Source organism: Bacteroidota bacterium (assembly GCA_005882315.1).
Lineage (GTDB): Bacteria > Bacteroidota > Bacteroidia > Chitinophagales > Chitinophagaceae > VBAR01.
In genome coordinates this window covers 1,900,711-1,912,677 of the sequence record VBAR01000001.1, presented here as the reverse complement: position 1 = coordinate 1,912,677, position 11,967 = coordinate 1,900,711, and the positions used below count along the sequence as shown (strand labels likewise).

Sequence of the window (11,967 nt, the reverse complement as noted above, 5' to 3'; positions counted from 1 at the left end):
GCTCCCTTACTCTTGCTTACTTAAAATTGATCTTTATCCATTCCTCAAGGCTTAGCATACCAGGAAATTCGTTTCTGAGTGCCTGCAAGTCTTTTACAAAACAAGCATCATTGTTATTTATCCAACGAAACATTTTTGTAAGATCCCTGCCCATGACCAATCGTGTAATAAACATAGGGAGTTGTTGAAATTTTATTTCTCTTCCCATTGCTTTTGAAAATGTTGCAGCAAGCTCTTCGCCATCCATTTGTTCTGTAGCAAGATTTATTGTTTTACCTTGGTATTTTTCGGGATTGGAAAATACAGTTGTCGCAATTTTTCCAATATCTTCTGAACTGATAAACTGCTGCACTGTATTTTTCTTTGTCGGCAACACCAGTTTGCCTTTTAATATCCTGCTTTTTACTTGTGGTATTAAAAGGTTTTCGTACAACGAGGATGGACGGAGTATTGTATAATTTATACCTGACGCTTTAATGTGGTTTTCTATTTTATTCTTGCTTTCCCAATGCGGGATACCTGTATTCTGGTCGCAACCGATCACTGAGGAATAAACAAAATACTTTATGTTAGATTCTTTTGAAGCATTAATCAATTCAAACCCTTGTTTGATCTCCTTTTCAATTCCATATTTAAATACGAGATTACAAAAAACACCATCGCAATCCTGCAATTGCTGACGATAAGAAGATATTTCGTTTAAATCTCCTTTTATTATTTCGAGATTTTTGTGAGGATCGAATTTTGCATTTAAAGCATTTCTTACCAGTGCTTTTACAGAAAATCCTTTGTCTAATAAACTTTTTACAGTGGCGCCTCCCTGGTTACCGGTAGCCCCTGTAACAAATATTTTATTTATAGCAGACACCTTAAAGATTTATATCTAAATCTAAACAATTTCGTGCAATTGCAGATTGTTAGTGATAATCAGGAAACTTACCTGATCTCAAACTGTCCTTTATGAATATTTTTTGCAGGTTGTTGTTTTTTTGTAAGATCGGTATCAAACAAAGAAGTTTAAAATTCTTAAGGTCAAAATCCTCAAAATTGATGGCTGCCTTATTATGAAAGTGGCTCCGGCCTTGGAGGCATGCCTGCAGGTTTTGATTTATCTTCCGGTAAAGGAATAAATTCTTTATTATCATTTGGTGGAAGAACGATCCGGCCTTGTTTCCAATCTTCTTTTGCTTGTTCTATTCGTTCCTTACGGGATGAAACAAAATTCCACCAGATAAAACGATCTCCAAGCGGTTCGCCACCGAGCAACATCAGCGTTGTATTTTCTTTTGCCAGTATCAACGGATCAACTCCTTTGCTGAACACAAGCATTTGTCCTTCGTGATAATTGTTACCTGCTACTTCAACAATTCCTTTAACAATATAAAAACCACGTTCAGCATGTTCTTTCGGAAGCCCGAATCTTGCTCCTTGTTGTAGCACAACATGCAAATAAAATAAAGAAGAGTTTGTTCTTACATCATTACTTAATCCATAAGCATTGCCAGCGATCAACCGCATCCACACACCCTTCTCAGTAAAGATTGGAAGTTGCTCCGGCGTATAATTATTAAATGATGGTGCCGACTCTTCATCTTTTTCAGGTAATGCTACCCATGTTTGTATCATTTCCAAATTACCACTTGCCAATGCAGCCGGGTCTTCAAACCGTTCTGAATGTGCAATGCCGCTACCGGCTGTCATCCAATTCACTTCACCCGGACGAATGATCTGCTCTACACCTAAACTATCACGATGTGTAACCTGCCCGCCAAATAGATAGCTTACCGTTGAAAGCCCGATATGCGGATGTGGTAATACATCCAGTGTAGAAGGTTGCGAAGGAATATCTGTAATTGGTCCCGCATGATCCATAAAAATAAAAGGCCCAACCATTCTGCGAAAGCGGAACGGAAGAATGCGTTTAACTTTTACTGATTGACTTATTGCAGCTTCACGGGCATCAATTACAATATCAAGCATGATCGATAAAATGTTTTGAGTAATGTAAAGGTAGTGAGTTGCGGTTCTAACTTACTGTCTCGAACTAAGATGGAAAGATCAATAGGTATGAACTATCGCCGGGTGCCTGATACTGCTCTTCTTATTAAAACAACGATAAATGTGAATACGGCAGAGCCAATTATTGCCCAGATAATCGGGAAAGTTTTCCCACCAATTTTAATTTCTAAAAGCTCAGGTAAACCCAGTTTGCCTGCCAGCCACATACCTATATAAGCCCCGACAAATCCAACTACAATAGATACGAGGCAACCACCAAGATCAAAACCTGCAAGTGACTGTCCTATTCCTCCGCAAATGGCGGCAATTGCAAGAAGTACTAATAATTCAATGAGGGTCATAATTGGTATTTTGTTCAAATTAGCAATTTGAATGCCGTAAAACTAATTAATCTTAGTACTCAGGTTCCTTTTCTTCTCATCACCCAATAAATTCCTTTCACATTAGCTTCCCATTTTTTTATCATCCCTACAAGAATGATCTCTTCCAGTAATTCAAGTCCGGTAATACCAACTGCAGTATAAAACAAAATTAAATCGGGTCCGAAAAAAAAAGAACATAACAGAAAAACACCTTGCATCAGTGCTGCTGTCTTTGCAAGATAAGTGTGAAACGTAGTTAATTTTTTATACCGTATAAATGCATACGAAGCTTGAATAATGAACAGTGCAAGAAGAACAATAAAGAAGATCATTTGCTCTTTGATAAAAGACATTTCAATAACAAATAACCCGATGACGCCAACCAATACTGTAAGATCATCACCGATAGAATCAAGACGGGCACCAAGAATGCTGGTAACTTTATATTTCCGGGCCAGGAAACCATCGATCAGGTCGGTAAAAAAACTTACAGCCAATAACCATTTAAAAGTATCATACCTGCCGGTAAATAACAGAAGGAGCAGAAAAGGTGCAGCCACTATTCGATAGAGCGTAATGCCGTTGATAACGTACCAGGCTTTGTTGTGATTGTTGAGTTTCACAGAATTGAAAATAACTAAACGAAATTAGGATTTTAATTGCCCTCGGAGACTTGAACAGAATTTTTTCAGGAGTCTAATTATAGTTAGATTTAGTAAAACATTTTTATTTAAAAAAGGAGGTTCCCATGTTTGCTGTTGTTCGTCATTATCATTTCAAACCTGAAGATGGTGAAAAAATTGACAAAATTATCCAGGACGGTTTTGTTCCACTTCTAAAAAAGGCAAAGGGATTTGTAAGATATTATTGGCTTGATACCGGCAATGGAGAAGGCGCATCATTAAGTGTATTTAAGGATAAAGCAGGAGCTGATGAATCTATTCATATCGCAGCGGAATTTGTCAAAGCACAAATGTCTACTTTGCTTACTCAGAAACCTGAAGTAATTGAAGGACCCGTAAGGGCTCACGATTAAATTCAAATACTAAGTATTCGAAGCCGTCCTGGCAAATCGGGACGGCTTTACTATTTCATTTGAGCTTGACTCTTCTTATTCCAAACCCAGCCATCTACATTGGTTTAATTCATAATAAACCTTAACAATAAAAATAGCAGGCTCTCTTTAACTTACTCACCAAAACAAATACTCGATATGATCCGGTCAATAATTTTTCTACTCTTATTCTTAGCCCATTTTTTTTCATCGGCCGGACAAGAAGCAAAATCCTCTACTAAACTTTCAAGCTTAATAAAACTTGATCTTGGAGGTCAGGGCTTAGGATTGACTTATGAACCACGGCTATCCGATAAAATTTTATTGGTTATTTCTGGTGGCGTTGGTGGAGGCTATGATATAGCAGAAGGGTTTATGGAAATAAATTATGCATACCCTGCAATGTATTTTTCATTGACCCCAAAATATTATTATAACAGGCAAAGAAGAATTGAGAAAGGGAAAGGAACATTTTTAAATGCAGGCAACTACATTGGTATAAGAGTAAAATATGTAGGAGCTAACGAGATGTACAGAAATAGCATGATGGCAAATCTTCATTGGGGCATGCAAAGAGCACTGGGCCAGCGTTGGACTTTTAATTTTCATGTTGGTGCAGGTTATGCGCAAGACATCGATTATAATTTCGGAACTATTTATCCAGCAGTTGATTTTGCTTTCTCTTATGTTTTCTATAATTCAAAAAAGTGACAGGGATATGCCTATTACCTGGAAGACTCCTCTTTTTTCTTCCTGGTATTAATTTCTTTTTGGATTTCCTTGATCATCATTTTACACCGAATGAGTTCGTTATTATTTTTTTTATCACCGATCAAAGTATAATAGAAAGAGGTTTCTTTGTTTAATAAATCTGCCAGTTCAGAAAAGTTTAAGGTTTGCAAGTTCTGCATCAGCTTTATTTTAGTCCAACTTTATTAGTGCAAACACCATGCAATCTGGTGAATTTGGTGAGCCGGCTATTTTGTTACCGGATTTGGGGAAATAATGCCCGATTTTTGTCTTGACCGGATCTCGGCCTGAAGTGCTTCAATAGAGAGTTTAGAACTTAAATATTTTTCATCACTTGCTCCTTCGACTAACATTTTCGAATATTCTATTGTTTGCTTTGATAGCATATCAACAAGATCAGAGGTTTGTATAGTATGTAATTCCTGCATTGGTAGTTAGATAACAATGCTATTGCTTCAAATGTTCTGCCAGCCCCTGTTAAACCGAAATTAATTTTATTACCGGTAATTTTCATCTAAAGAAATGAATAAATAGAGCCATAAAACTACAGAACCAAAAAACTGAACACTACTTTTTTCAAGCAGACATGAACCTGGGTAAAAAAAGCAAGGTTCCCTTTCCATTCATCATCAAAACATTTAAATTAGAGATAACTTACGATTCATATGCGTGTATTACTGTACGTCCATCTCATTCTTATTTTATTCCTGTACAATTCCCACATTGTATCAGCCCAGGAAAAGATTGACTCTGCAAAATTGAGCAAAAAAAAACCTCCTGACTCTCTTTTTATCGAACGGCTTGACACCTTGTTACATATCCAATCCTGGGTTAGTAGACACCAAATGAATTACCGGCTGATCTATACCGACGATTTTAAATTGGTACTTGCGCCTCATAAGATGAACAGCCTCTCATTCGGTTTTAGTTACCGCTACCTCGACCTGGGACTCAGTTTTACACCGGGCTTTCTGAACCCGGGCAAAAAAGATGAAAAAAAAGGTGAATCGGACATCTTCAGTTTCCGAACCAGTTTAAGCATGTATCGTTTTAATCTAGCTGTGGAATTAAACTCAGTGCACGGATTTTACCTGAAGAATAGCAATGAATTTCAGAGAAGCCTGCCAGATACTCCCTATCTCATTTTTCCTAACCTCAAGGTGAATAATTTTGGTTTGATGCTTCGCTATAATATCAACCCAAAATTCTCCACCGCTGCTTTGACCAGTGGCACACAGGTTCAAAAAAAATCAGCTTATTCCTTCTTGCCAACGCTACAATTCGCCACATTCACATTCCTTGATGCTTCGGCAGATAAAGACCTGCAAAACAAAAGCACTTACAGTACCGATTTCAATTTGCTGTTGCCGGCAGCAGGAACATTGGTCTTATCACCAAAATTCTATGCTTCACTTGTGTTCGGTCCCAGCTTTGGTATCGATATTTTCAAATCCGTTTCGCTAAATGATTCGAGCAAACTTGTATTGTCTAAAGGATCAGGCTTTATAGCCGGCTTTACTTCACAGGCGGCTGTAGGGTTTAACTCAGGCAGATTATTTGCCGGCCTCGAAGGCAGGTATCGAAGTTATGGGCATAAGATTGAAGACGTATCCAGGTTGACCAAACAGTATTTCTATTTCCAGGTCTATGTTGGATGGCGATTGAAAGCGCCAGGCTTTGCAAAAAAAACCCTTGATTGGGTGAATAAAGTCTCGCCGATTGATTTTGATTAGTCAATTGCAAATATCGCAAGATTATTCCCTACCTATTTTTAATTAGACTCATCATTTAATTTGAATCAAGAGATAAACAATTTCTTCGTAATTTTCTTTGTGTATTGCTTTTGTAGCGGTTCCAATCATGAATTAATAAAATTGTAATGGCAAGAAAGTTATTATATACCTCTCTATTTATTCTTGCATCTTCATTTTGCATTATTGGATCGGCCCAACAGGTGACTCCTGTCCAGGATACGATCAAATCACTAGATACGATCATAACAGATACCGTAGCCAAAGAGGTTCTGATCCCGTTAAGACAACGGGTGGCCGATGAGATCAGAAGGAATATTAAGCAACTCAAGGCCGATAGGATCACTAAAAGACAAAATGAGATACTTAATGATATCCTTAAGGTATCACAAAAAGCAAATGATTACTTAGAGAAAGGAATAGATACCGCAGGTATAGCATCTCAACTGGATCATGTGCTCCTATTATATGATGTGGCCGGTGATGGGATTTTTACAAATAAAGGCACTACGCAAACAGAAAGAAACCTTGCTACCTCTTCAACACTTTTAAAGGAGTTGCTTAACAAGACAGAAATTGGAAAGCGGTCACTTGATTCCTATCTTAAAAACCTGGTGGGTTTCCAAAACAATATCGATTCTCTCGCAAGCGACAGTATACTTATTGAATTGCCATCAGATTCTGTCAGCCTCGCTAATTTGATCAGCAGAATAACACTGGTGACCAAAGAAATGAGACCCGCAGATACCCTAATTAAAAAGGCGATCCAAAAGGTACAGCTACTACAAACCAGGATAAATTTTGTTATCATCAAGCTGGAGGATGGTATCGAACAGATCGAAAGTTACAGGGAGCAACTCTCCTCTTCTTTATCAGACCGGGAAACGGTCAATCTATGGAAGCCTGTAGCTTTCAGAAGACCTCTTCGTGAAATCTATTATTTGTCAAAAGAAAAGGCGAGATTGGTTTTTTCTTTTTATTCAAAAAACAATTCAGGCCTAGTAGCATTCCTGTTGTTATTGATTGCAGGCCTATGGCTGTTCATAAGAAATTTGAAGAAAAAACTACATCCAACACAATCGCCAACTGCTGGTCAGGAATGGCTTGTTTTACGTTATCCTTTTTTGTCATCGGCACTTATTATCTTATGCATTTTCCAATTTATCTTCCCAACCCCGCCATTTGTTTTTACTATGTTATTATGGACTATTTCAGTCGTGGCTCTTACATTCATTTTCCGAAAGTTCATTATCAAATACTGGATGACTGCATGGCTGATATTGGTGGGGATGTTTTTCCTGGCAATTATAAACAACTTAACGCTTCAGGCCTCCCGCAGTGAAAGAAATGGAATGGTTTTACTGGCATTAGCAGGAGCGACCTTTGGTCTTGTTTTTTTAATTGGCGGCCGCCAGAAAGAATTAAAAGAAAGGGGGGTACGGATATTTATAGGTTTCTTCATTTTGATGGAACTTATAGCCGCTGTAGCCAACCTTTATGGGAGATATAATTTTTCGAAATCTTTTTTAACCAGTGGCATATTCGGTTTGACCAATGGCATACTATTTTTCTGGGTAATAAGGATGCTCAACGAAATGCTGACCATTGCTGCACGGGTTTACAGAACACAGGATAAAAAAACTTTGTTTATTAATTTTGAAACAGTAGGCAAAAAAGTACCACCTTTTTTTTATTACATGCTTGTGATCGGTTGGTTTATCTTATTTGGACGGAGCTTTTATTTCTTCGGGAAGATCAGCGAGAAGTTCACCGATTTCATGGTAAAAGAAAGAGCGATTGGCGAATCCACATTTACTATCCAAAGTGTTTTTGTGTTTTTCTTGATTCTTTTCCTGTCTGGCATAGTTTCCAGCATTGTTACATTTTTTGCTTCAAGTGACAAGGGTGTTATTAGCAATCGCGAAAAAAAGGCAGGCCTAGGCAGTTGGCTTCTGTTGATACGAATTTCAATAATAACTATTGGTGTGTTGCTGGCATTTACAGCTGCAGGTATACCGATGGACAGGCTGGCAATAATTTTGGGAGCTTTAAGTGTGGGTATCGGTTTTGGTTTGCAGGCATTGGTCAATAACCTGGTGAGCGGATTGATACTCGCCTTTGAAAAACCCATCAATGTGGGAGATGTGGTTGAGTTCGGCGGACAATCCGGAACCATGAAATCTATTGGATTCAGAAGCAGTATAATCACTACCTGGGATGGAGCTGATGTTATTATTCCTAACGGAAATCTTTTAAGCGAGCAAATGATAAACTGGACAAAGGGAAACACCAATCGCCGTGTGGAGATAGTAACAGGATTACCCTATGGCACCAACATTGAAAAAACCAGGAAACTCCTGCTGGATATTTTAGCCGCTGATAAAAGGATCATGCCCAACCCCCAACCATTGGTATTAATAAAGGATTTCAACAGCAGCTCTATTGAGATTAGGATCTTATTCTGGATCGAACACTATGCTACCTGGACACAAATAAAAAGTGATATAATTGAGGCCATCGATGAAGTTCTTAAGAAAGAAGGCATTCAAATTCCATCTCGTAAGAATACTTGATGCAATATTCCGGACACTCCTATCTCTTAAAGTGTAGACATAATTCCCCACAAAAAAAAGCTAGCTTTTAAAAAACTACTCATCAAAATGAAATAATTTTGTACTCTATTATTCTGTATCGATGATTACGACCTTACGAAAAAAATTACATGAGCCTGAGTTAAAAGAAGTACTTGACAATTTCCTTCAGCAAGCTATGATGATGTGTAAAACGAAAGCAGGCACACTTCAATTAATAAACAAGGCAAACAATACACTGGAGATTGCTACTTCATTTGGTCTTTCAGATGAATTCATCAATCATTTTAGAATTGTAGACTGTAATGATGGCTCTATTTGTGGAAGGGCATTAGCAAAGGGGAAGACGATCATTATCCCCGACCTCACTACTGATAAATTTTTTGCAAAGCATTTAAATCTCGCTTTACAGAATAATATCATATCAGTTCAATCGACTCCATTAATATCAAGCAGCAATAAGATCGCGGGTATGATATCTGTTCATTTTATGACACCGAAAAAAATATCGAAAGTTAATATCCCGGCATTTGAATTGTTTTGTACAAAAGCTGCTGACAAGATCGAAGAATTCACAGGCTATTCCTCTCCCCCGGTTAACTTATCAGTTTCACTGATGACCAACCGATAGTAAAGTGAATTCAGGTATAAGATCTCAGCGACAAGTATAATAATAACCCCCAGTAAATAATACAAGCTGTTCACGTTAATAATGATCTGGGCAGAGATAAAAAAAACCAATGCAACAATGAATAATGAGATACGCACCTGTCGTATGATCATGCGGACCTTATCATGAGTTTCCAGCAAGCCCATCATCAGGCTGATACCAATAAAAAAGATCGTCATGGCATAACCAAAAATCTTCAGCAGCGAATGAAGAGAATGATCTGCTGCGAACAACGAAGAGAAACATGCTGCGATCAATCCCAATGATATCAGCGCAGGAATATAAAGCAACTGTAACAAGGTGGCATTCTTAAAACCTTTTTTCGCATTCCGGTTCGATGCCATGGTAAAAAATAACCACCACAATGCAAAAACAATAGCAAGCGCAAAAGCAAATCTTAACCATGTTGAAAGAGCTGTAAGGTCCAACTCACTGATCCCATTCACTACCCCTAACACAACCTCTCCAAAAACAATAATGGTAAACAACCCCAAACGCTCCGACATACTTGAAGATAAATTAAGATCCAGCGATGACCTGCGTAACAATCGATGGGCGATGAAATAAGGAGAATAATTACAGATGATCACCAGCGGCACAAGGAACTTAAACCATTCCTGTGATACAACCAGGCTAAGTCCCATTAATGCAAGTGATAAAAGAAATAGGATTGTATAAGGCAGGTTGAATCGTCGATGTCCCTTGTCATAAATTCCTATACTCCACCACATATAAGTGATATAGAACTGCATGATCATGAGTACGATCGTGGTATTAAAATACTGTTTACCTGTTGGATGATCGATCGTAATTGCCAGCGCTGCAATGATCATTATTTGCCATAAGGTCATTAACCGGGTGCGGAGTCCTTCATTGCCATGAAGGTCATGATAAAGACTGCCATTGAGCCACCCCCAGTAAATAAGAGCAAACAAAGAAGCGTATTCAAGAAAACCGTTGATGCTTAAATGCAGGGATAAATGATGTGTGATGCGGGAAATAGCGATCACATAAACAAGATCATAAAAGAGTTCAAGCCAGCTTATTCTTCGCTCCTTTATCTCCCTGTCAAATTTTTTTGGTGCTCCCCACCAGGCTGATGTACCAATATCGAATCGCATAAGCAATGTATTTGTCCTGATAGCTATCGGGATAAGGCATATTCCAAACCTGGCAAAAGTATATAATAAACAATGTTCCGGTGGCTACGAAATTCAATAAATATCTCTACGTTTACATATTATGAAGGTAAAAAAACACTACATGAAAAACATATATAACTTTCAATCGGTAAGAAATGGAATTTTTATTTTGTTCTCTATGTTCACAATAAGTGCATGCGACAGAAGTTCATCGCCTGAAGGAAGAATGACCATGAAAATAGAGAGCCTTCAGAAAAATATGATTGATAGCTTACAAAAACAGAATAGAGCAATACTCGATAGCTTAAGTAAAATCCGTAAAGAATTAAATGAAATAAAGGAGCTAAAGAAATAAGATCACTTTAAAAACTGGCTGTTGTTAAAATATGCGTACCCGGATATTGAATAGTTCCGTCATCTTCGGCCGTAATGAATATCTTGGTTGGTTTAATTGAAGATACCGTTTCAAAAGAGCCCTTTAGTCTTTTTGAAAGTAAACTGGATGAACTGTTTATTTGACCGATATTTTTGACCGGTTCCTGTTCTGTCTCCATCCAGATCACATAGGTTTTCATTGCCGGTTCCAATTTGCCTGGTTCGGCCAGGTTTGATAACTCAACCTGGATAGTGTAATTGCTATTGTTGTCTTTTTTCACTTTTACCGTTCCTTCCGCTCCCGGAACAATGGATGAAGCTTGAAAGGCGATCTTCTTCGCACATGACTCAAATAAGAATATTGTCATTATTCCAATAAGACATAAAAAGATATTTTGAGTAAGTGTACTTTGTATTTTAGTATTCATTTTCTGTTTTTAATATTAAACAAAAGGTTGTCTGCATAGCCAGGCGTGAAGGCGGGAATTTAATAAGTGATCACTAGCTTTGACAAAGGTCATTTTCTTTTTATCACCCATTGTTATATAACTCTGCAAATAAGTTACATCATTCACACTTTCACGTCGTCGCTCCTATGGTAGATGCGTTTATGTGTATAATCTGCATTACATATAATGAGTTATGAGGATTACAGTTTTTTATCCTAAACTTTTATCTTCTAACTATTCCGGCATGTACGATAATTAAAGGTTACCTTGGAAGAATGCATTTCTTAAAAGAACATCTCAGTGACTATAATTACAGCTGGACAAATGAGGCCACCTTTACAGGTGAGGCTACCCGCCGTCTTTTTAACAGGTACAACGGTAATCAACTGCTGTTTATACTTAATCTCTATGCTTCGGTGATAGAAGGTTTTACGGTAACCATGGGGCTCAAAATTGAAGACAGGCTTTTAAATCAATTGCCAGTTGATGCCAGGAGTGAAATGTCTGTTCTTAATTGGCTTAAGCAAACTCCTGCCCTTCCGGTTAGTAATGCTTACTAATATAAAAATTATCAAACGTTATTCACGCCGCACAACCAGGTATTGTATAGTTTTCAGCACCGCAGGGTCTTGTCATACCGAGACGATTAATATTGTACTCTTGCTGATAGGAAATAATAGTCGAGCCATCTCAGAGACTACATACTAAGTAAGTGACCTAAACTTGTTACCGCTTGAGATACCTCGCTTTTATTTATTCAATTCGATAGCTTAAAAAAGAAGGCTCGGCATGACAGACACTAAG

Annotated in this window: 14 protein-coding genes; 7 read left to right on the top strand and 7 right to left on the bottom strand. The window is 37.8% G+C overall.

Features of this window, described 5'->3' with window-relative positions; all coding sequences use genetic code 11:
- Positions 1–16 precede the first annotated feature (16 nt).
- The 4 genes from E6H07_07960 to E6H07_07945 all read right to left on the bottom strand — a co-directional run bounded on the left by E6H07_07960 (position 17) and on the right by E6H07_07945 (position 3,004).
- A complete protein-coding gene (locus E6H07_07960; protein TMI65832.1) occupies positions 17–877 on the bottom strand; it encodes an NmrA/HSCARG family protein in 861 nt (286 codons plus the stop codon).
- A 185-nt stretch (positions 878–1,062) separates the two neighbouring features.
- On the bottom strand, positions 1,063–1,980 hold the full coding sequence (locus tag E6H07_07955) for a pirin family protein (GenBank protein TMI65831.1): 918 nt from the start codon (positions 1,978–1,980) through the stop codon (positions 1,063–1,065).
- A gap of 92 nt (positions 1,981–2,072) precedes the next feature.
- Positions 2,073–2,360 (bottom strand): GlsB/YeaQ/YmgE family stress response membrane protein, encoded by a 288-nt coding sequence (locus tag E6H07_07950; GenBank protein ID TMI65830.1) that lies wholly within the window; start codon positions 2,358–2,360, stop codon positions 2,073–2,075.
- Between the two features lie 59 nt (positions 2,361–2,419).
- Positions 2,420–3,004: a CDP-alcohol phosphatidyltransferase family protein gene (locus tag E6H07_07945; GenBank protein TMI65829.1), complete on the bottom strand. Its 585-nt coding sequence runs from the start codon at positions 3,002–3,004 to the stop codon at positions 2,420–2,422.
- Positions 3,005–3,129: 125 nt separating this feature from the next.
- Here E6H07_07945 and E6H07_07940 point away from each other — a divergent pair, with 125 nt between their 5' ends.
- Both E6H07_07940 and E6H07_07935 read left to right on the top strand, forming a co-directional pair.
- Complete coding sequence (locus E6H07_07940; GenBank protein ID TMI65828.1) at positions 3,130–3,417, top strand: hypothetical protein; 288 nt, start codon at positions 3,130–3,132, stop codon at positions 3,415–3,417.
- A gap of 177 nt (positions 3,418–3,594) precedes the next feature.
- Positions 3,595–4,146: a hypothetical protein gene (locus E6H07_07935; GenBank protein TMI65827.1), complete on the top strand. Its 552-nt coding sequence runs from the start codon at positions 3,595–3,597 to the stop codon at positions 4,144–4,146.
- 266 nt (positions 4,147–4,412) lie between these two features.
- On the opposite strand, the gene E6H07_07930 is transcribed toward E6H07_07935, so the two are convergent.
- On the bottom strand, positions 4,413–4,613 hold the full coding sequence (locus E6H07_07930) for a hypothetical protein (GenBank protein ID TMI65826.1): 201 nt from the start codon (positions 4,611–4,613) through the stop codon (positions 4,413–4,415).
- Positions 4,614–4,850: 237 nt separating this feature from the next.
- Between E6H07_07930 and E6H07_07925 the strand changes: the two genes are divergently transcribed.
- The 3 genes from E6H07_07925 to E6H07_07915 all read left to right on the top strand — a co-directional run bounded on the left by E6H07_07925 (position 4,851) and on the right by E6H07_07915 (position 9,158).
- On the top strand, positions 4,851–5,918 hold the full coding sequence (locus E6H07_07925) for a DUF4421 domain-containing protein (GenBank protein ID TMI65825.1): 1,068 nt from the start codon (positions 4,851–4,853) through the stop codon (positions 5,916–5,918).
- 146 nt (positions 5,919–6,064) lie between these two features.
- On the top strand, positions 6,065–8,509 hold the full coding sequence (locus tag E6H07_07920) for a mechanosensitive ion channel (protein TMI65824.1): 2,445 nt from the start codon (positions 6,065–6,067) through the stop codon (positions 8,507–8,509).
- Positions 8,510–8,630: 121 nt separating this feature from the next.
- Complete coding sequence (locus E6H07_07915) at positions 8,631–9,158, top strand: GAF domain-containing protein (protein ID TMI65823.1); 528 nt, start codon at positions 8,631–8,633, stop codon at positions 9,156–9,158.
- Here E6H07_07915 and E6H07_07910 read toward each other — a convergent pair.
- The gene (locus E6H07_07910) at positions 9,107–10,318 is read right to left on the bottom strand and encodes a low temperature requirement protein A (GenBank protein TMI65822.1); all 1,212 of its coding nucleotides are present in this window, start codon (positions 10,316–10,318) and stop codon (positions 9,107–9,109) included. The two genes, E6H07_07915 and E6H07_07910, sit on opposite strands and share 52 nt — an antisense overlap.
- Positions 10,319–10,460: 142 nt before the next feature.
- On the opposite strand from E6H07_07910, the gene E6H07_07905 reads away from it, so the two are divergent.
- Positions 10,461–10,694 (top strand): hypothetical protein, encoded by a 234-nt coding sequence (locus tag E6H07_07905; GenBank protein TMI65821.1) that lies wholly within the window; start codon positions 10,461–10,463, stop codon positions 10,692–10,694.
- Between the two features lie 7 nt (positions 10,695–10,701).
- Here the strand turns inward: E6H07_07905 and E6H07_07900 are convergent, their stop codons facing one another.
- Complete coding sequence (locus E6H07_07900) at positions 10,702–11,142, bottom strand: hypothetical protein (GenBank protein TMI65820.1); 441 nt, start codon at positions 11,140–11,142, stop codon at positions 10,702–10,704.
- Between the two features lie 296 nt (positions 11,143–11,438).
- Between E6H07_07900 and E6H07_07895 the strand changes: the two genes are divergently transcribed.
- Positions 11,439–11,723, top strand: a complete 285-nt coding sequence (locus E6H07_07895; GenBank protein ID TMI65819.1) for a hypothetical protein — start codon at positions 11,439–11,441, stop codon at positions 11,721–11,723.
- Positions 11,724–11,967 lie beyond the last annotated feature (244 nt).

Bases quoted from the DNA above. Each gene is read 5' to 3' on its own strand.
- E6H07_07925 (TMI65825.1), top strand. From the start codon at position 4,851: ATGCGTGTATTACTGTACGTCCATCTCATTCTTATTTTATTCCTGTAC.
- E6H07_07940 (TMI65828.1), top strand. From the start codon at position 3,130: ATGTTTGCTGTTGTTCGTCATTATCATTTCAAACCTGAAGATGGTGAA.
- E6H07_07910 (TMI65822.1), bottom strand. From the start codon at position 10,318: ATGCGATTCGATATTGGTACATCAGCCTGGTGGGGAGCACCAAAAAAA.
- E6H07_07955 (TMI65831.1), bottom strand. From the start codon at position 1,980: ATGCTTGATATTGTAATTGATGCCCGTGAAGCTGCAATAAGTCAATCA.
- E6H07_07930 (TMI65826.1), bottom strand. From the start codon at position 4,613: ATGCAGGAATTACATACTATACAAACCTCTGATCTTGTTGATATGCTA.
- E6H07_07895 (TMI65819.1), top strand. From the start codon at position 11,439: ATGCATTTCTTAAAAGAACATCTCAGTGACTATAATTACAGCTGGACA.
- E6H07_07900 (TMI65820.1), bottom strand. From the start codon at position 11,142: ATGAATACTAAAATACAAAGTACACTTACTCAAAATATCTTTTTATGT.
- E6H07_07915 (TMI65823.1), top strand. From the start codon at position 8,631: ATGATTACGACCTTACGAAAAAAATTACATGAGCCTGAGTTAAAAGAA.
- E6H07_07920 (TMI65824.1), top strand. From the start codon at position 6,065: ATGGCAAGAAAGTTATTATATACCTCTCTATTTATTCTTGCATCTTCA.
- E6H07_07950 (TMI65830.1), bottom strand. From the start codon at position 2,360: ATGACCCTCATTGAATTATTAGTACTTCTTGCAATTGCCGCCATTTGC.
- E6H07_07905 (TMI65821.1), top strand. From the start codon at position 10,461: ATGAAAAACATATATAACTTTCAATCGGTAAGAAATGGAATTTTTATT.
- E6H07_07935 (TMI65827.1), top strand. From the start codon at position 3,595: ATGATCCGGTCAATAATTTTTCTACTCTTATTCTTAGCCCATTTTTTT.